Origin of the sequence: Pseudoalteromonas rubra (assembly GCF_004212645.1) — a bacterium.
Classification (GTDB): domain Bacteria; phylum Pseudomonadota; class Gammaproteobacteria; order Enterobacterales; family Alteromonadaceae; genus Pseudoalteromonas; species Pseudoalteromonas rubra_G.
In genome coordinates this window covers 1-23,681 of the sequence record NZ_PPUZ01000026.1, presented here as the reverse complement: position 1 = coordinate 23,681, position 23,681 = coordinate 1, and the positions used below count along the sequence as shown (strand labels likewise).

Genomic DNA, 23,681 nt, shown 5'->3' with positions numbered 1-23,681 from the left:
GTGAAACTAGCCATCACCCGCCCGGCCGGCAAAGGAACCTTGCTGGCGCAGCAGCTTGAAGCGCAGGGGGTCCAGTGTGACTGTACCCCCGTACTGGAGCTGGTCAAACTGCCTGTCAGCGAGGCCGAACTGGCGCCCATCGTGGATGCCGAGCAGCTGATCTTCATTTCTCAGGATGCCGTGCACTATCTGGCACAGCATCAGCCTGATTTTTCCCCCGATTGTCAGTTTTTCGCCGTAGGCGAGCAGACCGCAGCCGCCATCGAGGCTTGCTTTGGTCGCCGTGCGCGTGTGCCAAAGCAACATGACTCAGAGGGATTGCTCGCTCTGCCTGAGCTGCAACAGGTTGAAGATAAACGGGTTGTGGTGGTCAAAGGGCGTGGCGGCCGTACCCTGATCAGTCAAATGCTGAAACAGCGTGGCGCGTTGCTATCGCATTGCGTGGTATATGAGCGGATCCCGGCTGCGACTGGCTCTGATATCTGGTTGGACCACTGGCAAAGGCAGGGTATTGACGGTATAGTGATCACCAGTAATGCGGCCATTGATGCCATTTTTAATACCCAGCAGAGCGAATTACTGAACTGGCTGAGCAGTCGCCGGTTTTATCTGGTCAGTCAACGCAGTGCTGAATACCTTCGCGAACAATACGCGATAGAGGACAAACAAATCGCCATCAGTGCAGGAGCAGATAACGATGCGTTACTGGCTTGCATTATGGATAATCAGCCCCGCCAAGGTGGAACTATGACAGAACAACAACAAAGTCACTCAGGCCCTCAGTCTTCGGGCAAGGCAACCAAACCCGCAGCCGTCTCAGACAACAAAGTCAGTAAAACTGCCGTACTGGCGCTGCTGGTGGCGTTGGCGTCCGGCGCCGGTGCTGCAGGTGTGTATTATCTTGGCCAGCAGCAGCTGACTCAGTACCAGCAGGCTGTGGCTCAGTTGAACCGCGACAATCAGCAATTGCGCCAGGCACTGAGTGCCAGTGAACAATCACTGGCTGCGCTGAATGCGCAGGTGAGCGAGCGCGAAAAACAAGTTGCAAAGCAACTGAGTGCACAAACTCAGGAGCTTGAACAGCGTCTGCAAAGCACGTTACAGGCTGCTAAAAAGCAGCTTGGCGGTGCTCAGAAAGCCGAAATCAATGCGCTGATCCGCAGCGCAGAGTTTCAGGCCAATATTCAACGCCACTATTTGGCGGCGGCCGCGACGCTCACACGACTGCATGATCTGGTGCGCTCGCAAAGCAATACAGCGGCGGTGCAAACCGCGATTGCTGCCGATCTTGCCCTGCTCAATGCGCAGCCGAAACCTCAGCAAGAAGCGCTGTATCTGGACTTGCACGGCTATATTAGCCAGGCTGACAAATTACCGTTACAGGTGATGACCAAACCGGCGCAGCAACACAGTGAGCAGAGTGAACTGACCGAGCAGGTGAGTGACTGGAAAGCCAATGCCTGGCGCTCCTGGCTTAAAATTCAGGATCAGTTTATTAAGGTGCGCTCGCATGATAAACCTGTCATCGATCCGCTACTGGATGGTGAAGAGCAGCAGCTTATTCGGGCCCAGCTGAGCAGTTATTTACGTCAGGCGCAGACGGCCCTGATGCAGCACCAGCAAAGTGTTTATTTTACCGCCCTGGAAGGGGCAAGCGCCACCTTAGCGCGTTATTACCGTACCCAGGACAGTGCGGTGGCGGCAATGCAAACCGGCCTGAAAGTACTACAGCAGCAAGAGTTTGCAACGCAACGCGTGCTTGAGCTACAAACCCCGCAGGCGGTGAAGGAGTGGTTACAATGACACGCACACTGATCTCAGTCATGGTGCTGCTGGGTGTGCTGGCAGCGGGCCACTTGCTGATCGATGAAAAAGGCTACTTACTGGTTGCGGTGAACAACTACACCATAGAAACCTCCCTGTTTGCTCTCGGTGTCATACTGATTTTTGCGCTGCTGTTGGGGTCTGTGCTGTTAAACCTGGCCGGCACTTTATGGCGGGCATTTGCCCGCAGTCGTGGCTGGTTGAAAGGCCGTAAAAGCAAGCGTCAGCAACAGGCATTTGAGGCTGCGCTGTGGGCATGTATCAATGGCGATGACGAACAATTACAGCAGGCCCTGCGCATCGCTGATTTACCAGATCAGTGGCAGGATCAGCAGCGTGCAATGGCTGCGCGGGTTGCATTGCAGCAGCAACAGCCAGCTCAGGCGTTGGCACAGTTGCAGGCGATGTCGCCAGAGTCACAAGGTCAGGTGGCCAGGTTGTGGCTGGAAGCGAATCAGGGTGAACAGGCACTGGTGTTACTCGGCGCACAAATGGACGAGAAAAAAGTTTCGGACAATGTTGTGGCCAGTTACCTGGACGCTTTGCTCCAGGCCGGTAAAGGGCAGCAAGCACTGGCATTGATCCAGCAAAGGCACAAACAGCTTGGCTGGTCAGAATCGCGCTGGCAGCAGTACCTGCAGGCGTTATTTGCCATTGACGAAAGCTCGGCTCAGACCACGTTTAATGCCTTGCCTAAAGGATTGCGGCCATTGGCTGCCCCGGCACTGACTCAGCAGGCGCTGCGCCTCGGTCAATTTGATGCGGTGCGTGGAGACTTATTAAAATACCTGAAAAAAGGTCAGTATCAGCAGCTCGCTGAGGCCTTACAATATGCTGGCAGTTCCGACCCTGAATTACGCAAACTGATCCAGGCGGCATTGCAGAAGCAGCCGGAGCAGGCCGAGTTATTATTCAGTCTGGCGTGTCTGGCCAATGCCGAAGGAGAGCATGAACTGGCGGCCAAGATTTTCGATACACTGGCAAAATCGCCGTGGCAGGCCTTGTGGCAACAGCAGGCAGAGCAGGCTTATGCCAAAACCGGGCAGTTTGATAAAGCCTACCTGTTGGCTACGCAGTAACCTCAAGAGGTTTATAAAAAAACCGGTCGCCAGACCGGTTTTTTTGTGCCAATTTACCCTGTAAATTGACCCCGCATTAAGTGAACCTGGTCTATATTTGTCACTTTGCGGATATTTGTCCTTGAATCTACACTTAGGCTGCGTATGATCTGAAAAATTTTATCTGCAATCCGGGTGTCCTATGATCAATACCAAACTACCTTTACTTGATTTACATCGCCACTTAGACGGTAACGTCCGTGCTGAGACCATACTGGACCTCGGTCAGAAATTTAACATGCCATTGCCTGCGCTGGATGTAGAAGGTCTGAGACCTCACGTCCAGGTCATTGATAATGCCCCCAACCTGATGGCCTTTCTGGCAAAGCTGGACTGGGGCGTTAAGGTCTTGGGAGATTATGATGCCTGTCGCCGTATTGCCGTAGAAAATGTCGAAGACGCCATGGCGCAAAACATGGATTACACTGAGCTGCGCTTTAGCCCCTACTACATGGCCAAAACCCATAACCTGCACCCGCAGGGCGTGGTGGAAGCCGTGGTCGACGGGATCAAAGCCGCGTCGCGCGGGCAGGATATCCAGGTGAATCTGATTGGCATTATGTCGCGCACTTTTGGCGTTGAAAAATGCCAGTATGAGCTGGATGCCTTGCTGGCGTTTAAAAACGATTTGGTAGCGATCGATTTGGCTGGCGATGAAATCGGTTTCCCGGGTGCCTTGTTTATCGATCACTTCAAGCAAGTACGCGACGCCTACCTGGGTGCCACTATCCATGCCGGAGAAGCGGAAGGTGCCAGCAGTATCTGGCAGGCGATCAACGAGCTGGGCGCAACGCGCATTGGCCATGGCGTAAAAGCCATCGAAGATCCTAAGCTGATGGATTATCTGCGCGATAATCGCATTGGCATTGAATCTTGCCTGACCAGTAACTTGCAAACCAGCACAGTGGCAAGCATAGAAACACACCCGCTTAAACAGTTCCTGGATCACGGTATTCTGGCCACAATCAACACCGACGATCCGGCGGTGCAAGGGGTAGAGCTGGACAACGAGTTTGAAAAAGCAGCGCCACTGGCGGGCCTCAGTGAGTCAGATATCCTTCAGGCGCAAAAGAATGCGATTGAAATTGCCTTCTTAAGTGATTCAGACAAGCAGGCGCTGTTGCAAAAATACGCCTAACCCTGCGCGTTAAGCTGCTCAGTGTGCTGAGCAGCTTAAGTAATTCTCTTTCAGTGCACTGAGCACCTGACTGCGGGTTACAACCGCAATTACCTTGTCATTTTTGATGACCGGATAAATTTTGGGCTTGTCCTGTTGCATCTGTGTGGCCAGGTCGACCACAGTCGTGGTTTGACTGACCGACAAAGTCTCTGTGCGCATTAGCTGGCCTACCGCAGTGGCACCATCACAAAAGTAACTGCTTTGCAGTAACGGCGCCAGCAATTGTTGCTCAGAAATAAAGCCCACCAGTTTACCTTCGCTATTTTGCACCGGTGCGCCGAAGAGGGCGAACTTTTCGAGCTGCGCAATGGCGTCGGTGATTTCGGTCTCGGGCGTGATCAGCGGAAACTGGGTCGACATGATGTCTGCGATAAATTGTTTAGCCATATGAATTCTCCTGTTAAGTGACAGGTTCAGTATGGATAAAGGCAATTGATTTTTAAAATGGATTAATTATATTGCAGTGATTGGTTTTATGAATTGATGCGCGATCTGGCAACCGCGCATCACAGTGCATTACTTGATAAATGCAAACGCATCCGCGAACATAAACTCGCGCTGAGCGCCGTGGTTGATGAAGTCATCACGTACAATGCCAATCATGTCAAAGCGACCCGCCATGTAAACACTGTATGGCTCCAAAGACACAATGTCTTTCATCACCGCCTGGTGCACGTAACCGGTATGGCCTGTCCAGGTCTCTGAGGCATGTTCTACCACAGGAATAAACTGGAAGTTGGCTTTGCTGTTTGCCCAGGCTTCCATTTCCGCTTTGGCATACAAGGCCGATTCTTCTTTAACACCCCAGTAAAACAGCACCGGCTGGTCGTAGTTAATTTCAGCCAGGTGATCGGCCATGGATTTGACGTAAGAAAACCCGGTACCGCCCGCCAGTAAAATCAGTGGTCGTGCCTGCTCAGGGCGCACCTGAGAAACGCCCAAACCCACTTCCAGGTCTACCTGAGTCTGGCTGGTGTGTGCCGCTTTTAAATGATCCAGCGCCTGCATCGCGTAAGAATCGGCACCCGAGGCTCCAATATGCAGCTCCAGGGCGTTTTTCTTCGACGGGCTGCTGGCGATTGAGAAGGCGCGTTTGTCTTTTTCACCCAGTACTAATTGCAGGTAATGGCCAGCGGCAAATTCGGCATCCTGCTCCGGTGTTAAGACAACTTTAGATACGTATTCGGTCAGTGGCGAAATCTCGGCCACGGTGGCTTTTAGTACTTGCATTTTTTACCTTAGAAAATAAGCACGGTGGTGAAAGTGTGTGCACTTTAGCACACTCACGTTTACCTGTAACCGCTTTCACACCGAGACAGACAGATTCCGGCATGGCGCATTGCGACATGCCAGAAAAAAGTCTGTCAGATTGATTATGACTTCATGATTTTGAGGCTGTCCCAGATGTCATCAACGCGTTGCTTGGTTGCCTCATCCATGACAATGGGCTCGCCCCACTCACGGTCGGTTTCACCCGGCCATTTGTTGGTGGCATCCATCCCCATTTTTGAGCCAAGGCCTGATACCGGCGACGCAAAGTCGAGGTAATCAATCGGCGTATTCTCTATCATAGTGGTATCTCTGGCGGGATCCATCCGGGTGGTAATTGCCCAGATCACATCGTTCCAGTCTCTGGCATTGACATCATCATCGCAGACAATCACAAACTTGGTGTACATAAACTGACGCAGGAAAGACCATACGCCCAGCATCACACGTTTGGCATGACCCGGATATTGTTTCTTCATCGTCACCACCGCCATGCGGTAAGAGCAGCCTTCTGGTGGCAGGTAGAAATCGACAATTTCTGGAAATTGCTTTTGTAATATGGGCACGAACACTTCGTTCAGCGCAACGCCCAAAATAGCTGGCTCATCGGGTGGCCGCCCGGTGTAGGTGCTGTGATAAATGGGATTGTCACGATGTGTGATATGGGTCACCGTCATGACCGGGAAGTCATCGACTTCGTTATAGTAACCAGTGTGATCGCCATAAGGGCCTTCCGGTGCTGTCTCGCCCGGCTGAATGTAGCCTTCGAGAACGATCTCTGCAGTAGCCGGCACATGAAGGTCATTAGAAATAGACTTTACCACCTCGGTTTTACTGCCCCGCAGCAGACCTGCAAAGGCATACTCGCTGAGGGTATCGGGCACTGGCGTTACTGCGCCCAGGATGGTGGCCGGATCGGCGCCTAGCGCAACCGACACGGGATACGGTTCGCCCGGGTTTTGCTGGCACCATTCCTGAAAATCCAGTGCCCCGCCGCGGTGCGACAACCAGCGCATAATGATCTTGTTTTTACCGAGTAGCTGCTGACGATAAATGCCCAGGTTTTGACGTTTTTTATGGGGTCCACGGGTGACCGTCAGGCCCCAGGTGATCAACGGTGCGGCATCACCGGGCCAGCAATGCTGAATGGGCAGGCGAGTGAGATCCACCTCATCTCCTTGCAGTACCACCTGCTGGCAGGGGGCTTTTTTCAGCTCCTTAGTTGGCATATTGAGCACTTGCTTAAATACCGGGATCTGGCCAAGCGCTTCTTTGATGCCTTTCGGGGGCTCTGGCTCTTTCAAAAATGCCAGCAGTTTACCGACTTCACGTAATTCGCCGACATCATCCTGGCCCATGCCCATCGCCACCCGTTTGGGCGTGCCGAACAAGTTGGCCAGCACCGGCATATCAAAGCCTATGGGGTTTTCAAACAGGATGGCAGGTCCGCCGGCGCGCAATGTACGATCGGCTATTTCGGTCATTTCCAGTTTGGTGGAAATGGGCTGGCTGACCCGCACCAGCTCACCCTGCTTTTCCAGCAGGGCAATAAATTCTCTCAAATCTTTATATTTCATCACTATCTTGGGCTACTCAGAGTTGATGGCGCTAGTATAACAAGTCGCCAGAGGTAGAACAGGTATTTACGTTCGCCGTGCCCGTCTGGTTTACCCGGTGACCCTGAGTGTGCATTGCAACTTTATTAACTACTATTATGCTAACAGTAGAATTAATTGATTCGGCGCAATAGTCCTTAGTCCTCATATATCTTTGCTTTTGGCTTTCAGTTATAGTCGGACGCATTGCGCAGTATTTGTTTGGAGGCGGCTTGAAAATAACAACCATAGTAGCCAGCTCATGTATTGCCATTTTGACCTCATTGTTTGCAATGGGCAGCGAGGCGGCGCCCTCTTTGCCAATGAGTGCATTTGAGCAACATAGTGCGGTGATGCTGATCATTGAGCCCAAATCTGGCGACATCGTCCAGGCCAATGAGGCGGCGGCACTATTTTACGGCTATGACAAGACACAGCTGGAAACCATGCAGATCCAGCAGATCAATCAGTTTTCAGCCCAGCAGGTTGAGCAGGAGCGCATGTCTGCGCTCAGTGAAGGCCGCAACTACTTTATCTTTCAGCATCAGCTTGCCAATGATGAAGTGCGCACTGTGAGTGTTTATTCGGCGCCGTTCCGTGGTGCGCAAGACCAGCCTTTGTTGCTATCGGTGATCCAGGACATCAGCACACAGCGCAGTCTGGAGCAAGACCTATGGCATTATCAGTCGAACCTGGAGCAACAGGTTGCGCTGCAAACCGCAGAACTGAAAGACGCCAATACGGTGCAGCTTATTTTGCTTGGCAGTGTGATTGCGATCCTGGCGGGGTCCATTTTGGTGCTGGTGATGTTTACGCTGCGCCTGCGCCGTGCCAAGCGTCGCACCGATCTGCAGAAAAACCGCTTCAGTGCCATCTTCAACGCCATTGGCGATTATCTCATCTATACCAACTCAAGCAACGTGGTGGCCTCGGCCAATCAGGCAGCGCTGCGCGATTTAGGCGCTATTCAGGGACGCCCTATGGCGTTTGTGCTTGAGGATTGCTCCTGTCTCGAAGCACTTGGTGCAGACCCCATTGAATGCCGAGTGATACTGGCCGGTCAGCAACGGGATGTTGAGATCAGCAAAACCCCGGTGCTGGATGGTGCCGGTACACAGAGTGGTTCGATTTATCTTATTCAGGACATCAGCAAGCGCCTGGCGGACGAAAAAGAGCAGCGCCTTGCCAGCACGGTATTTGCAACCACCAGTGAAGGCGTGCTGGTCTCTAATCGCGACAATCAAATTCAGATGGTTAACCAGGCTTTTACCGATATCACCGGCTTTTCGGCCGAAGAGGTGCTGGGAAATACCCCATCGATATTCAATTCAGGCCGCCATGATGCCGCCTATTTTGCTCAGCTGTATGACGCGCTGAGTGCGCGCGGACACTGGGAAGGCGAGATCTGGAACAAGCGTAAAAACGGCGAGGTATACCCAAGCTGGTTGCAGGTCTCTGCGGTATTTGATGCATCCGGCGAAATTGATATGTATGTCGCGCTGTTCAACGACATAACCTCGCGTAAGCGCAATGAGCAATTAATGTGGCAGCAGGCCAACTTCGACAACCTCACCGGGCTTGCCAATCGTCATCATTATCACACTAAGTTTGACCTGGCCCTGGCTCAGGCCAAGCAAAAGCAAACCCGTCTGGCGGTGTGTTTTATCGACCTGGACCGCTTTAAGGCCGTAAACGATACGCTGGGCCACCATATTGGTGATCAGCTGCTCGTTGAAGCGGCCAATCGGATCCGCGAGTGCACCCGCAACTCAGACACGGTGGCGCGCCTGGGCGGCGATGAGTTTGCGCTTTTGCTACCGGATATGGCCAAGATCAGCGACATGGAAAAGCTGGCGAGCAAAGTCCTGCATGTACTGAGCGAGCCGTTTTTTCTTGAAGGCCATGAAGCATTTGTGTCTGGCAGCATGGGGATCACCTTCTATCCCGATGATGGCGCCGATCGTAAAGTGCTGCTCAGAAATGCCGACAGTGCCATGTATAAAGCAAAAGACCATGGCCGAAATTGTTTTCAGTTCTTTACCTCGGCCATGCACGAGCATGCCAAAGCGCGCAGTGCGCTCGAAGGGGCGCTGCATCGTGCGCTGACAAATCGTGAGCTTTACCTGGCATATCAGCCCATTGTTGGTCAGCAGCGGCTGGGGTGCGAAGCGTTACTGCGTTGGCATAACCCTCAGCTGGGGCAGGTATCACCGGCTGACTTCGTCCCTATCTGCGAAGAACTCGGGCTGATCATCACCATCGGCGAATGGGTACTGTATCAGGCCTGTGCGCAGGCCAAATCCTGGATCACACAAACCGGTCAGTCTTTGTTTGTGTCGGTGAATGTGTCGAGCACACAGTTTAAGCGCCAGGATATTGCCAGTCTGGTGGCCAAAGTGCTCAAGGAAACCGGATTGGCGGCCGAGGCACTGACACTGGAGATCACCGAAACCGTACTGGCAGATAACTCGGGCCATATTCAGCGTCAGCTGGAGACCTTGCGTGCAATGGGGGTGGGTCTGGCCATTGATGATTTTGGCACCGGGTATTCGTCTTTGAGTTATCTGAAGCGCTTCCCGCTTTCGAAATTGAAAATTGACCGCGCTTTCATTCGTGATTTGCCAGACGATGAGGAAGACAGGGCACTGGTGAGTGCCATTATTTCCATGGCTGGTCAGCTTCATTTAACAGTGATTGCTGAAGGGGTTGAAACACCCGCTCAGCTGGCGTTTTTACAGGAACTGGGCTGCGATTATACGCAAGGCTTCTTACATGCCAAACCCGGTGACGCAGCGCAATTCGAAGCCTTTATCCGCGATTATAACGCGCTGCCAGACACGGCGGCTGAGTCAACCAGCCTCGCGCGTTAGTCACAGGCTACATTGTCCGGGCACAGCGTATCGAGCAGTGTTTGGGCTTTGTAATTGCCACGCGCGGCGGCCAGTCTTAGCAAGGCAACTGCCTGTGCAGGGTCGGCCTCGCCACCTTCGCCCGCAAGCAGCATAGTGGCCAGATTGTATTGACCCCAATGATCCTCCTTATGGGCTGCATCAGCAAAGGCCTTGCGCGCCTCGGGCAGTTCACCCAATTGATAGTGTGCAATGCCACGCTGGTTATCGGGCGAAAGTCGGTATTTCGCCACAGGCACGTGCAAGCGTGGAATGGCTCTTTGCTTTACGATGCCGCCCATCACATAAATATCATTGGGCCGGTGGATAGCGTAGATTGCGCCGCGCGCAAAGTAATCTGTCAGTGCGGCTCTTGGCCACTCAATAGGGGCCGGGTCAAAATAGGTGTCGAGCATCAGGTTGTCTAACTGAATGGCCCGTTTGATATCCCGTTTGCGTCCATAGGTGTAGCGCCCTTGCTTAACCGTGATCTTGTCCTCGCTGGCAGCAATGACCTGGGTGATGCGAAACTGCGCCTGGTAGACCCTGTCTGTATCGAAGCGCCCGAGATCGATTAAGATCAGGTCATCTGTTTGCGGGTCGAGTAACAGGCGCTGATATTGGGCCGTCTGCTGCACCTGTTGCAGCCAGAAGTACGCGATGATACCCAGTACTAAGGTGAGTATCAGGCCATGTTTAAAGCGGATCAGAAAGCGGCTGATCACGTCATGAGACACAAACAGCCCGGCGGTGAGTTTATTCAAGGTCGCTCCTTGTGATTGGATCTGGCACCGAACTTGTCAGGTCGGTGCCGGTTTGGCAGAGGCCGTCGCGCCAATAAAGCGGCGACTACTTACCCTGCATTCGGGTTTTGCCGTTCGCTGCCATCAGCGCAAAGACCGCATAGGCGGCGGTATTTTGCTTGAGTTTAGCCGGGTCGACTTTATCCAGCGTATCGTCGGCCGTGTGGTGATAATCAAAGTAGTCAGTACCATCCTGATGGAGATCGAAAATCGGCGCAGAGGTCAGGTCATTTAATGGGATCAGATCCGGACCTCCTCGCGCGCGGTTGGCACCAATATATTTGATACCTAGCGGTTTAAGCTGCTCAGCAATGGCGCGTACCAGTGGCAGAGAAGCGGCGTTCACATTGGACTCAAAGGCATACACTACGTCGGCACCAAAGTCGGATTCGGCAGCGGCAACAATCTGCGCCAGATTGTCCTGATGGCGTTTGAAGTAAGCTTTTGCTCCCCATAAGCCGAGCTCCTCGGCAGCAAATAACACCACCCGGATGCTGCGCTTGGGGCGAGTCACAGACGCAATGTGCTTGGCTGCCGCCATAGTCAGCGCCATACCCGCACCGTCATCCAGTGCACCTGTGCCCAGATCCCAGGAATCGTGATGGCTGCCAAGCAGCACATATTGGTCTGGATAGTCCGAGCCGGTGATTTCGCCGATCACGTTAAAGCTGGTGCCTTCGCCCAGATCTTCGGTCTGAATATTGATTTCGACCTGTGGGGTATGACCATGTTTGAGCAGGCGTGCGATTTGGTCGGCGTCCGGGTTTGCAATGGCGGTCGTTGGAATTTTTGTTACCTGATCATCGTAATGACTGCCGCCGGTGTGGGCAAAGCGGTGGTGGGCGGTACTGACCGAGCGCATCATGTAGGCAATGGCGCCTTTTTTGGCGGCTTCTACGGCGCCCTTATTACGTGCCTGAACGGCCGGGCCGTAGCCGTTGCCATCGATGTCCCGGTTCATTCTGTAGTTAATAAAAGCAATTTTGCCTTTCAGGCTGCCTGGCGGTGCGGCTTTGAGTTCGTCGAATGTTTCAAACAATACGACCTCGCCACGCAGACCCTGCTCGGGTGTACTGATACTGTTGCCCAGCGCGGTGATATGCAGAGGCTGTTCACTGGGGGCGATCAGTTTCGCCGATTCGTGATAGCGGCGCCACTCAGGGAAGGTCGCCGCTTCCAGCCAGACTTTGTCAAAACCCAGGCGCTTAAGCTGTGCCTCTGCCCAGGCCACCGTTAACTTGTCATTTTCTGTACCAGGCAGGCGCGGGCCAATCTCTGTCGTCAGCGACTCCAGTAACTGCCAGCTTAAATCACTCTGGCTTGCCAGTGTGCGCACTTTAGCGACGTCTTCGAGTTGTGTTTGCGTGAATTCCTGCGCCTGAGCAACCGCACTGACGGTTAATGCACACAGTGGCAACAGCCAGTGTCTGGCGGCGCTGGTTAGCCTGCGAAAAGGTGTAAAGCGTATCATCTGATCCATAGTAACCCTTGGTAATTTATATCGCCTGTGATTGTCGCAACAATTGGTGTTAAATTAAACTTTTTCGGGGTAAACAGGCGTTTTTACTTACTGAAGTGACGGCGCTATGCGGGATTTGCTAAACTTGGCGGATTAAGTTCATCCGAGGTAATAGTGTGACTCAGTCGTTTAATCAAGTGCCATTGGCCCGCCATCTGCAAAGTAGCTTACAGCAAGCCGGTTTTACCACCATGACACCCATTCAGGCGCAGGCATTGCCCGCCATTATTGCCTGCCAGGATGTGATTGCTCAGGCAAAAACCGGGTCGGGTAAGACGCTGGCCTTTAGCCTTGGCTTACTCAATAAACTGGTGGCCGAAGAGCAGGTGATCCAAAGCTTAGTGCTGGCACCCACTCGCGAGTTGGCGCAACAGGTCGCTACAGAGATCCGCAAGCTGGCGCGTAGCATGCAAAATATCAAGGTACTCACAGTGTGTGGAGGTGAGCCCATCGGGCCGCAGATCAGCTCTCTGGAGCATGGTGCGCACGTTGTGGTTGGTACACCTGGTCGGATTGAGGAACACTTGTATAAGGGCACACTCGACCTGACTCAGGTGCACACCTGGGTTCTGGATGAAGCCGATCAGATGCTGGCCATGGGGTTTGTTGAAGCGCTGGAAAATATCGCGATTTACCTGCCGCCGGAGCGTCAGACACTGATGTTCAGCGCCACCTATCAGCAGGACATCGAAGCACTAACACAGCAGTTTATGCGTGAGCCTGTGATGGTAAAGGGAGAAGAAGAGACCCTCAACAGACAGATCAAACAGCAGTTTTTTGCCCTCAAAAACAACAAACTGAGATTCAATACACTGCGCCTGTTGCTGCAGCATTACAAGCCGGTCAGCTGTATTGCCTTTTGCAATACCAAAGTTGAGACCAAAAAGCTGTACAGCGAGCTCAAAAGTTGTGGCGTCAATGTGGTGACGCTGCATGGCGATCTGGACCAGGCCGAGCGGGTGCGTGCATTGATCCGTTTTGCCAATAAAAGTGCTTCGGTGTTGGTGGCCACCGATGTCGCGGCACGGGGTCTGGATATCGAAGATGTGGATATGGTGGTTAACTATCATATGGCGCTGGATCCACAAACGCACGTACACCGGGTGGGCCGCACGGGGCGGGGTGGCAAGAAGGGACTCGCCTGTTCGTTATATGGCGAAAATGAGGCCTTTAAAGTTGCCAAACTGGGTGAAATCTACGAGCAGACGTTTGAGCCGACAACGCCACCGCCTTTGAGCCTGCTCGACAAGCCGGTCTTTAAACCCCCTATGGTTACCTTGCAGGTCGATGGCGGTAAAAAAGATAAGCTGCGCGCCGGGGACATTGTGGGTTGTCTGACGTCGGAGCAAGGGATAGGTGCCAGCCTGATTGGCAATATTGATTTACTGGACCATCAGGCGTTTGTCGCCGTGGCCAGAGAAGGGGTCAAACCGGCACTCAGAAAGCTGCAGGAGAGCAAGCTCAAGGGACGTAAATTTAAAGCCAAGCGGATGAGCCTGTAGTTATTCTTCCGCATCAGCATAGTACTTGAGTTGTTCGTATTCGTGTTGCAGTTGCACAAACGCTGAACTCTCCCCTTGCTGATCCGGGTGGGCGGCAAAGGCTAGCGTGCGCCAGCGCTTACTCAGCTGGCGCCGTGAATATGGATTGGGCAGTTGCCACTTCTGTATTAAGGCGTTGTGCTGCTGTGGTGCCAGGGTGGGTACTTTCAGATAGCGTTGCCAGAACTGACTGAGCAGCGCGTTCACTTCCTCTTTGCTGGTATCATAGTTGCACCAATCTAAATAATATTCTCTGAGCGGATCCCGGGCTTGCAATGCAGACGGAAGGGACTGCTCACTCAGACGGATATCCATTGCCTCAACCTGAAGATAATAGCCTTGTTCAGCGACCTCTTGCTGCAGTTGATACAGGGCATTCATCAACAAAAAATTACGCTGAAAGAGGTCTTTATCCGGGTCGCTGTCCAGCGTTGGCAGGCCGATTTCGGCATCCAGAGTGGCTGCCAGCCGGTGTAGTTGCGTGGCGCGCTCACGGGTGATTATTTTAAATGTAGCATCAAGGAGGGGGTTCAACATTGTTCCGCCTGTAAACATAGTGTATCTTCTTTGTTCAATTCTTATTTTTTGACACGTTTATTGCAAGTAATACGGGGCAGGCAGGGATGATAAAGGGTTTTAAGTGGGCTGTGACCACAGTGCTTTTAGTGGGTTTATGGTCGGCACAGGGCCATGCTGACACGTCTGCTGCCAAACCTGCGATTGCGTCGCAAATTGACGCGTTATCAGAGCTGCCAAACTGGCAGGAGCAAGTGCTCAGTGCTGAGCGTTTGTTACAGCACAATGAACTCGGCCCTGTACAACGTGCCGCCACCCTGAAAGCCATCGGTAAAATTGCCCTGGAGAGCGCACGCTACGACATGGCGATCCGTTATTTTGAGCAACTTGAGTCCTTAAGTCGCAGCGAGCAGTCGTCTGACAGCTTGTATCATGCCCTTAAGATGCAAGGGATCAGCGCCTTCTACCAGGGAGACTATGCTGCGTCGGTGACTGACTATCAGCAGGCGCTGAGTGTGGCAGAGCAAAGGAACCAACCCATTGAACGCGCAGACATCCATAATAATCTGGGTATGTCATTTATCCAGATCCACGACTTAGAAGCGTCACTGGAGCATTATCTGGCTGCATACATGTTGTATGAGCAGCACGGTAATGAGCAAGACAGAGCTGACATGCTATTAAATCTGGCCGGGGTGTATATTCGCCAGTTTCGCTATGACAAAGCGGAAGAATTACTTAAGCGTGCGATGATCTTGTTTGAGCGCCTGGGAGATCAGTATGGTGTGGCACTGGCACAGGGTAACCTGGGTGTCATTTATACTGAGTCGAACCGTCCTGAACTGGCTCGCGTCGCGGTAAAAGCCGCCGTCGATTACTATCACAGCATCAATGATACGCGCCATCTGGCATTCGAATACGTTAATATGGCAAAACTCAGCCTGTTGCTTCGCGATTACACCACGGCGGAGCAGGAAGTGAACTTTGCTATGTACTATGCCGAAAAGGCCGATAACCAGGCCGGTGTTATGCATGCTTTGCACCCAACGGCCAGGCTACAGCTAATGCGTGGTGATATCAGCGGAGCTGAAGTCAGTATCGAGCGGGGTTTAATGCTGACCCGTAAGCTGGGGGACCGGCTCAGGGAGCGTGAATTTTTGCATCTGCAGGCACTGGTGCAGGCGGCCACAGGCAAGATGCAGGCTGCGGCAGAAACGCTGGATCACTACCGGGACTTACAGTTTTCTTTGCTGAACGAAGGCCTGATCACGCGCCTGAACAAATACCAAAGCAAGTTTGAAGAAAGCCAGTTAAGTCAGGAGCTGGCAAAGATGAAGCAAGCGCAGGAGCTGCAGAAGCTGCAAGACGAGCAGCGCAATCAGTTGCTGTGGATGAGTGGCTTGATCTTGTGTCTGACCTTGATTTCAGTGTTTGCCTTTTATCATCGCGCGAGTGAGCGGCGAGCGAAAATCGAGCTCAGCAAAAAAGTGGCGCAGCGTACCGCGCAGTTACAACAGAGCGCAGATGAGTTACGCAATGCCAATCAGGTGAAGAGCCAGTTTTTAGCCAATATCAGCCATGAAATTCGCACCCCGTTGACGGCAATTTTGGGCCACGCAGAAAGTTTGCAGCAAGACTATGCACATGACGCTCACCTGGTGTCCTCTTTGGCGGTGGTGACACGTCAGGGCAATCATCTTAAGGATCTCATCAGTGATGTACTGGACTTGAGTAAAATCGAGGCCCAGCGATTTGAGCTGGAATACACCGAGTTTACGATCGAGAATTTATTGGCGGATGTCTGCGATATGTTCCAGCGCCCTTGCATGGAAAAATCGCTTGCCTTGCTGGTCGAAAATGATTTGCCCGAGCCCTACCTGGTGAGGCTTGACTATGTGCGGCTGAAGCAGATCTTAATTAACCTGCTTAGCAATGCGGTGAAGTTCACACACCAGGGACAGGTTGAGCTGCTCATCAGACAACATGACGATGGCCTGCTCTTCATCGTACGGGACAGTGGTATTGGCATGTCTCAGTCTCAGGTGGCACGGATTTTTGAATGCTTTCAGCAAGGCGATAACAGCATTACCCGCCGTTTTGGCGGCTCAGGACTTGGGCTCAGCCTGTCGCAGCATCTCGCTAAAATGATGGGAGGAGAGATCTCGGTACACAGTGAAGTGGATAAGGGCAGCCAGTTTACGCTGTTAGTGCCTTGTGCACGCTTAAGCCAGGCCAGTGAATCTGATGAGAATGCTCACAAGATAGGCGATGATAAGTTACCCGCCTCAGAGGTACGATTATCCGGCACTGTGTTGCTGGCCGAAGATCATGATGATAATCGAGCCCTGATCATCCGCATGCTGCAGAGAATGGGCCTGGAGGTGGATGCGGTCAGCAATGGACGACAAGCGGTCGAGCGCTGTCTCAGCGCCTACCCGGATGTGGTATTGATGGACATTCAGATGCCCCAGATGGATGGCCTGGAAGCGCTGAAATTGCTGCGCCAGGCAGGCTTTGAAGGTGACGTGTATGCACTGACGGCCAATGTGATGGAGCATGAAATCAAAGATTATCTGGCCCAGGGCTTTAGTGGTCACCTGAGCAAACCGATTAACCGCGAGCTGTTATATCAGACGCTTGCCAAGTCTTTACAGCGTACCTGTGACGCTCAGGCGCTGGACCTGGCGATCGATATGAGTGACCTCAAACAGAGCTTTGCACAAACACTGGAACAAGAGCGCTATAAGCTGATTGATCTGTGGCAGGAGCAGGACTGGCAAGCCCTGCAGCATCATTGCCACAAATTGAATGGCGCAGCGAGCATGTTCGAGTTTGTGCATATCGCCGATGTCGCCTCGCAATTTGAAGCTGCGCTGAAGCAACAACAAACCGCACTGTATCAGGACTTGTTTCTGATCTTGTGTGATGAACTCAAAGTGTGCAGTTACTCAGAACAATTCGATGTCACCTAATTCACTATGCTGGTCAGACTGTTTAGTGTGGTCTGGTTTCGACACCGCTTTGGTTTCTGCGTCATAGTTATAGCGACTGGTATCGGTGCGATGGGACATATCCAACTCAGGTCGCTGGGCTGTAAAAATTGACAGCTTTTCATGAATGCTTGCGGCCAGGTTAATCAGGTCACTGCTTGATACGGCCTGGATCTTAGAGGCGGATAGCGCATCCGAATTGAGTTCAACCATAGACTCAATGCTCGACTGCGCTTCGTCTGAAACCGCCTTTTGCCGGCTTACCTGGTCGTGAATACTGTGCGACATCGCATTAATTTCAATCATAGCGCCTTCTATCTGGTCGACTTCTTTGGTGGAGGCTTCTGATAAACTGACCGTTTTATCGGTTTCTTCCAGTGCAGTGAGCATCAGCGCATGAGCACTGTCTGTGCCTGCCTGTATTTTATTGACCATGGTCCGTACTTCCTGCGTTGACTGACTGGTGCGTGCGGCCAGGCTGCGTACTTCGTCGGCGACCACTGCAAAGCCCCGGCCTTGCTCACCTGCTCGGGCTGCCTCAATAGCGGCATTCAGCGCCAGTAAGTTAGTCTGATCAGCGATGGCATTAATCACATCAATGACGGAGCTAATGGCATCGCTGTCTGCTTTCAGTGCCGCTATTTGTTCACTGGTGGCCTGAATATTCGTCGCCAGCGTCATCAGGCTTTGCTGGCTGCGGTCAGTATCAATACGGGTTTTTTTGACCGCCTGTGTGGCGTTTTCGACTGAGCTGTAAATTTTCTCCAGACTGTCATCCAGCTCTCTGGATACCGTCAGCATATGATTGATGGCCGTGGCGAGATCCGTGCCGTGGGCATGCTGGATGGTGGCTTTTTGTGTCATAGAGGCATAGGTATCGCGCAGGCTGTCGGCCATGGGGGTAAGGCGTGAAGAAGAAGCATAGACTTCGCCAATAATGTGCTCCATCATGGCCATACTGGCATTAATGGCCAGGCATGCCTTGGGCAGTGTTTTGTCCTGTTCGTCAAAGCGAAAGGTGAGGTCTATGGTGTCCTGGTGATGTAGTGCGCTGACAAAGCTTTGTAAATAGGCACCCTTTTCTTGTTTTTTATCTAACCACACGGTGATAAGCACAGACGCAATTAGCATCATGGTGATTAAAGTGGCAGTGACAGTCAGAGGGAGGGAAAAGATGGCAGTACAGACCAGCACGGCGGCTATGTTCACTGTTGTCACGGCCATGGCACTGGCTACTAAACGCATGGGTATGGGTTCCTTTATCGGACTTGCAGGATAAGGATCGTGTCCTTATTTGCGTTCAAATGTCTTATGCATATCCTTTAATATATAGAACACCCCCTTGAGAGTTCCAAGCAATGAGGGCATAAAAAAAGCCTGCATAAGCAGGCTTTTTCTGTTCAAGCGGTTGGATTATTTACGCTTCATCGAGTCAAAGAACTCGTTATTGGTTTTGCACATTGAGAGCTTGTCGATCAGGAATTCCATTGCATCGATTTCGCTCATTTCATGAACAATTTTGCGTAAGATCCACATTTTTTGCAGCTCATCTGGTTTAGTGAGGAGCTCTTCGCGGCGCGTACCTGAACGGTTAAAGTCAATGGCCGGGAAGACGCGCTTTTCAGCAATCTTACGGTTTAAGTGCAGTTCCATGTTACCGGTACCCTTAAACTCTTCGTAAATAACTTCATCCATTTTAGAGCCCGTGTCGATCAGGGCTGTGGCGATGATAGTCAGGCTGCCACCTTCTTCTACGTTACGTGCCGCACCAAAGAAACGCTTTGGCTTGTGCAGTGCGTTGGCGTCGACACCACCTGTCAGAACTTTACCTGACGATGGGATCACGGTGTTGTAGGCACGAGCAAGACGCGTGATAGAGTCCAGCAAAATGATGACGTCTTTTTTGTGCTCAACCAGACGTTTCGCTTTTTCGATGACCATTTCTGCAACCTGCACGTGGCGGCTTGCTGGCTCGTCGAACGTTGAGGCGACGACTTCACCTTGTACCAGGCGCTGCATTTCTGTTACTTCTTCCGGACGCTCGTCGATCAGCAGTACCATCAGCGTTGCATCTGGGTTGTTGTAAGAAATAGACTGTGCAATGTTTTGCAGCAGCATGGTCTTACCGGCTTTAGGTGGTGCAACAATCAGTGCACGTTGACCTTTACCGATTGGAGAAGCCAGGTCCAGAACACGCGCAGTGATGTCTTCTGTACTGCCGTTACCACGTTCCATCACCATACGTTCGTTGGCGTGAATTGGTGTCAGGTTCTCGAACAGGATCTTAGTTCTGGAGTTTTCTGGCTTATCGAAGTTAACTTCGTTTACTTTCAGCAGCGCAAAGTAACGCTCACCATCTTTTGGTGGGCGGATCAGACCGCTGATGCTGTCGCCTGTACGCAGGCTAAAACGTCTGATCTGGCTGGGCGAAACATAAATGTCATCCGGGCCTGCCAGGTAGGAGGCTTCTGATGAGCGTAAAAAGCCGAAGCCATCCTGAAGAATTTCCAGCACGCCGCCGCCATAAATGTTTTCGCCGCTTTTAGCGTGCGCTTTTAAGATGGCGAAGATGATGTCTTGTTTTCTCAGACGGGCAACGTTCTCGAGCCCCATAGACTCGGCAAGTTTTACAAGCTCATTGATTGACTTGTCTTTCAGTTCGCGTAAATGCATATTGGTGGGTTCTTTATTTAAAAGTTGTTCTCTCGTGGTACGAGGGATTGAATTGAAATTGCTTAAGGTTAGTGGCTCTATAAGTTAGCAGCTAGGGGAGCAGTCGTCCAGTCTTTATACAAATTTAATCAGGCAGAGCTAAAACAGCGCTACCTGATGCATTCAGACTGTGACTGATTGGCGACCAGCCTGTGCCGGCGCCATTAATCAGTGATCAGTTAGATGTTGTTCTCAAGGAACTCAATCAATTGTGTTTTTGACAATGCACCAACTTTAGTTGCTGCTACAGCACCGTCTTTGAACAGAAGCAGAGTTGGGATACCACGGATACCGAACTTAGGTGGTGTCAGTGAGTTTTGGTCGATGTTGAGCTTAGCTACGGTCGCGCGACCTTCGAACTCGTCTGCAATCTCGTCCAGGATAGGGGCGATCATTTTACAAGGACCACACCACTCAGCCCAGAAATCTACCAGTACAGGGGTATCCGACTTAAGCACGTCTGCTTCGAAGCTGTCATCAGTTAGTTGAATAATTTTGTCGCTCATTGCGCTCTCCGTTAGAATTAGGTCAATTATTTAATGCGTATTTAAACACTCTTGTTTCTTATTGCAAGTTTAAACGTTATGCTTAATTGCTATGACTAAGACACATTTGACCAATAAAAAATTTATCGACTTTGCTTTAGCGCCGGAAGTGGTCGCCGGTTTGACAGCGAGTGGCTTCGAATACTGTACGCCAATCCAAGCAAAGTGCATGCCCTACATTAGTGAGGGCAGAGACATTGCCGGTCAGGCTCAGACAGGAACAGGTAAAACGCTCGCGTTTTTAACTGCGACTTGCCACAGACTGTTGCAAAGCCAATCTGACGCTCAGGTTGCCGGTCAGCCACGAGCATTGATCATGGCGCCGACACGAGAGCTTGCGATCCAAATCCACAAAGACGCACAAATATTGGCGCCGGCGTGTGGGTTAAAGCTTGGCTTAGTATATGGTGGCGAAGAATACGAAAAACAACGGTCGCAGCTAGAAAAAGGGGTGGATATCCTAATCGGCACGACCGGTCGCCTGATCGATTTCTATAAACAAGGTGCCTACAACCTTAATAACATTGAAGTTGTTGTACTGGATGAAGCAGATCGCATGTTTGATTTGGGCTTCATTAAAGATATTCGTTATATGTTCAATCGTATGCCGGATACCCAGCAACGTCTGAACCTGCTGTTTTCTGCGACGCTTTCTTATCGTGTGCAGGAGCTGGCTTTTGAACACATGCACAATCCTATCCATGTGCAGATAGAGCCGGATGTCAAAACGGGCAAACGGATCAAAGAAGAATTATTTCATCCTTCGCAAGAGGACAAAATTCCTTTACTGCTCACCCTGATTGAGGAAGAGTGGCCAGACAAAGCCATTGTATTTGCTAATACCAAGCATAGTTGTGAGAACGTCTATGAGTGGCTGAAAAATGATGGACACCGGGTGGGACTGTTAACCGGTGATGTGAACCAGAAAAAACGTTTGTCGATTTTGTCTAAATTCACTAAAGGCGAACTGGATCTGCTGGTTGCAACGGATGTTGCTGCACGTGGTTTGCACATCCCTGAAGTGAGTCATGTGCTCAATTTTGATTTACCAGACGATTGTGAAGACTACGTGCATCGTATCGGTCGTACTGGCCGAGCGGGTGCATCGGGGCACGCAATTAGCTTTGCCTGTGAGCAATATGCTTACAACTTACATGAGATTGAAGAATACATTGACCATGCAATTCCGGTTTCTCACTACGATAAGTCAGCATTACTAGATGATATAAAAGCGCCAGCCAGACAACAAAGGCGCAGAAACCCATCCGGTCAACGCGGTAATCGCAGCGGTAATAACCGTCGACAAGGTAGTTACCAAAAATCGCGCCCGCGCAGCTAGCCGGGCGTTTTGGTAGAGGTAAATAGAGGTTAGTGAGCGTGGTTCAGAAATCTCCACACGAAAACGTGTATGCGGTGATTGATTTAGGATCAAACAGCTTCCATATGCTGATCGCAAAACATATGGCCGGCGGCGTGCATACAATCGGGCGAGTTAAACGTAAAGTGCGCCTGGCGGCGGGCCTTGATGAGCAAAACCTGCTGAGTGAAGAAGCGATGCAGCGGGGCTGGGAGTGTTTATCTTTGTTCGCCGAACGGCTTCAGGATATTCCAGCCGATAATATTCGTATCGTCGCGACTGCAACTTTGCGCCTGGCAACCAATGCGAATGTGTTCAAGCTCAGAGCAGAGAAAATTCTTGGCCATCCTATCTCTATTATTAGTGGTGAAGAAGAAGCACGCTCTATATACAAAGGCGTTGCGCATACCTCCGCTTGCCAGGGGCGACAGCTTGTTGTGGATATAGGTGGTGCCAGTACAGAAATAGTCATTGGCCAGGGTTTTGAAGCGCACCTATACCACAGTCTGAATATGGGCTGTGTGACCTATTTGGAGCGTTACTTCTCTGATGGCGCACTGAGTGAGGCAAACTTTGCTGCGGCAACCGCTGCTGCGCATAGTGTCGTTGCACCTTACGCATCACAATACAAAACTGCCGGATGGGAGTTAGCGATTGGTGCATCCGGCACGGTGCAGGCTATTCAGGAGATCTTCGCCGCGCTTGGCTTAGATGAAATGTTGACTCTGGATAAACTTCAGGCAATTCGCGAGCAGGCAATCCAGTTCAAAAGCATCGAGCAACTTGAGTTACCTGGATTAAGTGAAGAGCGTCGCTTGGTATTTGTATCCGGGTTGGCGATATTAATCGCGCTGTTTGAAGCATTGCAGATTGAGCGAATGGGTCTGGCAGGTGGTGCGTTACGCGAAGGCGTTTTATATAGCATGATTGATCAGCTCAATCAGGCCGATATTCGCAAACGCACGCTTGACGGTTTTATGTCGCGGTATCATGTTGATACTGGCCAGGCGACACGCGTTTTTGAGATATGTAAAATACTGCTTAAGCAGCTAGAAGCTCCGATGCAGTTTGACTTTCAAAATGCCTGTGACTTATTGAGTGCAGCTGCATCTATGCATGAGATTGGTCTGGTCATTGATTACAAGTCTTATCATCAGCACAGTGCTTATATTTTGAAGCACACAGGTATGCCGGGATATTCTCGAGTACAAAAGCAGATGGTGGTCGCTTTAGTAGGTAATCACCGACTCGATGTAGAAGAAGGTTCTTTTCCTCGGTTTGGCAATCATCAGGGGTTTATCGAGTTACTTGTCAGAATTCTCCGGGTTGCGGTGATCTTATCGATGCGCCGTCAAGATGATGTCCTACCGGATCTCTACATTACGGCAACTGAACCTGAAACACTGACCCTGACTTTACCGGGAGATTGGCTACATGAGCATCCACTGATGCGAAGTGAATTGGAGTCAGAAGCCGGGTATCAGGAAAAAGCTGGGTGGATCTTGAAAATAGAGCGCGATTAAGCGCTCTTTTTGTACAACAAATGTCCAAAAATGCGGGTTTTGGCTGTATTTTGTCCGAACGCACCGTTTTTCTCACTTTTCTTCAAAAAAGGGGTTGCGCTGGGTTTCGATTTCCCTATAATGCGCATCCACCGACACGGGGCACAACGCTGAAAAGCAAAGAGCCAGCGAGTTGGAAGTCAAATAAAACTTAGCTTTGAAACTTTTCAAAATTAAGTGTTGACATAAAATGGGAAGTGATTAGAATGCACAACCCTCAGCGCTAACAGCGCAGCGGCATTAAGTCGCACCGGGTAACCGG

At 51.4% G+C, this 23,681-nt stretch carries 17 protein-coding genes; 8 read left to right on the top strand and 9 right to left on the bottom strand.

Features of this window, described 5'->3' with window-relative positions; genetic code table 11:
- From C3B51_RS09985 to add, 3 genes are all read left to right on the top strand, one after another.
- On the top strand, positions 1–1,803 hold the full coding sequence (locus tag C3B51_RS09985; RefSeq protein ID WP_165389138.1) for a uroporphyrinogen-III C-methyltransferase: 1,803 nt from the start codon (positions 1–3) through the stop codon (positions 1,801–1,803).
- A complete protein-coding gene (locus C3B51_RS09980; protein ID WP_130244940.1) occupies positions 1,800–2,903 on the top strand; it encodes a heme biosynthesis HemY N-terminal domain-containing protein in 1,104 nt (367 codons plus the stop codon). Before C3B51_RS09985 ends, C3B51_RS09980 begins: the two co-directional genes overlap by 4 nt.
- 181 nt (positions 2,904–3,084) lie before the next feature.
- Positions 3,085–4,080: an adenosine deaminase gene (gene add, locus C3B51_RS09975; protein ID WP_130244939.1), complete on the top strand. Its 996-nt coding sequence runs from the start codon at positions 3,085–3,087 to the stop codon at positions 4,078–4,080.
- Positions 4,081–4,098: 18 nt separating this feature from the next.
- Here the strand turns inward: add and C3B51_RS09970 are convergent, their stop codons facing one another.
- From C3B51_RS09970 to ubiD, 3 genes are all read right to left on the bottom strand, one after another.
- Positions 4,099–4,509, bottom strand: a complete 411-nt coding sequence (locus tag C3B51_RS09970; protein ID WP_125721488.1) for a CBS domain-containing protein — start codon at positions 4,507–4,509, stop codon at positions 4,099–4,101.
- Between the two features lie 129 nt (positions 4,510–4,638).
- Entirely contained in the window at positions 4,639–5,352 is a 714-nt protein-coding gene (gene fre, locus C3B51_RS09965) for an NAD(P)H-flavin reductase (RefSeq protein WP_125721486.1), read from the bottom strand.
- A 143-nt stretch (positions 5,353–5,495) separates the two neighbouring features.
- Positions 5,496–6,968, bottom strand: coding sequence for a 4-hydroxy-3-polyprenylbenzoate decarboxylase (ubiD, locus tag C3B51_RS09960; protein ID WP_130244938.1), 1,473 nt, complete (start codon positions 6,966–6,968; stop codon positions 5,496–5,498).
- Positions 6,969–7,219: 251 nt separating this feature from the next.
- Between ubiD and C3B51_RS09955 the strand changes: the two genes are divergently transcribed.
- Positions 7,220–9,856, top strand: coding sequence for a sensor domain-containing protein (locus tag C3B51_RS09955; RefSeq protein ID WP_130244937.1), 2,637 nt, complete (start codon positions 7,220–7,222; stop codon positions 9,854–9,856).
- Here the strand turns inward: C3B51_RS09955 and C3B51_RS09950 are convergent.
- Complete coding sequence (locus C3B51_RS09950; RefSeq protein ID WP_130244936.1) at positions 9,853–10,638, bottom strand: sel1 repeat family protein; 786 nt, start codon at positions 10,636–10,638, stop codon at positions 9,853–9,855. The two genes, C3B51_RS09955 and C3B51_RS09950, sit on opposite strands and share 4 nt — an antisense overlap.
- A gap of 85 nt (positions 10,639–10,723) precedes the next feature.
- Positions 10,724–12,157 (bottom strand): M28 family peptidase, encoded by a 1,434-nt coding sequence (locus C3B51_RS09945; protein ID WP_240701883.1) that lies wholly within the window; start codon positions 12,155–12,157, stop codon positions 10,724–10,726.
- Positions 12,158–12,312: 155 nt separating this feature from the next.
- Here C3B51_RS09945 and dbpA point away from each other — a divergent pair, with 155 nt between their 5' ends.
- The gene (gene dbpA, locus C3B51_RS09940) at positions 12,313–13,698 is read left to right on the top strand and encodes an ATP-dependent RNA helicase DbpA (RefSeq protein WP_130244935.1); all 1,386 of its coding nucleotides are present in this window, start codon (positions 12,313–12,315) and stop codon (positions 13,696–13,698) included.
- Here the strand turns inward: dbpA and C3B51_RS09935 are convergent, their stop codons facing one another.
- Positions 13,699–14,274, bottom strand: a complete 576-nt coding sequence (locus tag C3B51_RS09935; protein WP_165389137.1) for a DNA-J related domain-containing protein — start codon at positions 14,272–14,274, stop codon at positions 13,699–13,701.
- A gap of 86 nt (positions 14,275–14,360) precedes the next feature.
- Here C3B51_RS09935 and C3B51_RS09930 point away from each other — a divergent pair, with 86 nt between their 5' ends.
- Positions 14,361–17,225 (top strand): ATP-binding protein, encoded by a 2,865-nt coding sequence (locus C3B51_RS09930; protein WP_130244933.1) that lies wholly within the window; start codon positions 14,361–14,363, stop codon positions 17,223–17,225.
- On the opposite strand, the gene C3B51_RS24065 is transcribed toward C3B51_RS09930, so the two are convergent.
- The 3 genes from C3B51_RS24065 to trxA form a co-directional block, all read right to left on the bottom strand.
- A complete protein-coding gene (locus C3B51_RS24065; protein WP_130244932.1) occupies positions 17,202–18,488 on the bottom strand; it encodes a methyl-accepting chemotaxis protein in 1,287 nt (428 codons plus the stop codon). The genes C3B51_RS09930 and C3B51_RS24065 overlap by 24 nt on opposite strands.
- Before the next feature lie 168 nt (positions 18,489–18,656).
- The gene (gene rho / locus C3B51_RS09920) at positions 18,657–19,916 is read right to left on the bottom strand and encodes a transcription termination factor Rho (protein WP_010387091.1); all 1,260 of its coding nucleotides are present in this window, start codon (positions 19,914–19,916) and stop codon (positions 18,657–18,659) included.
- A 218-nt stretch (positions 19,917–20,134) separates the two neighbouring features.
- Complete coding sequence (gene trxA, locus C3B51_RS09915) at positions 20,135–20,461, bottom strand: thioredoxin TrxA (protein ID WP_010387092.1); 327 nt, start codon at positions 20,459–20,461, stop codon at positions 20,135–20,137.
- Positions 20,462–20,552: 91 nt separating this feature from the next.
- Between trxA and rhlB the strand changes: the two genes are divergently transcribed.
- Both rhlB and gppA read left to right on the top strand, forming a co-directional pair.
- A complete protein-coding gene (gene rhlB, locus C3B51_RS09910) occupies positions 20,553–21,839 on the top strand; it encodes an ATP-dependent RNA helicase RhlB (protein ID WP_125721469.1) in 1,287 nt (428 codons plus the stop codon).
- A 38-nt stretch (positions 21,840–21,877) separates the two neighbouring features.
- The gene (gene gppA, locus C3B51_RS09905) at positions 21,878–23,380 is read left to right on the top strand and encodes a guanosine-5'-triphosphate,3'-diphosphate diphosphatase (RefSeq protein ID WP_130244931.1); all 1,503 of its coding nucleotides are present in this window, start codon (positions 21,878–21,880) and stop codon (positions 23,378–23,380) included.
- Positions 23,381–23,681 lie beyond the last annotated feature (301 nt).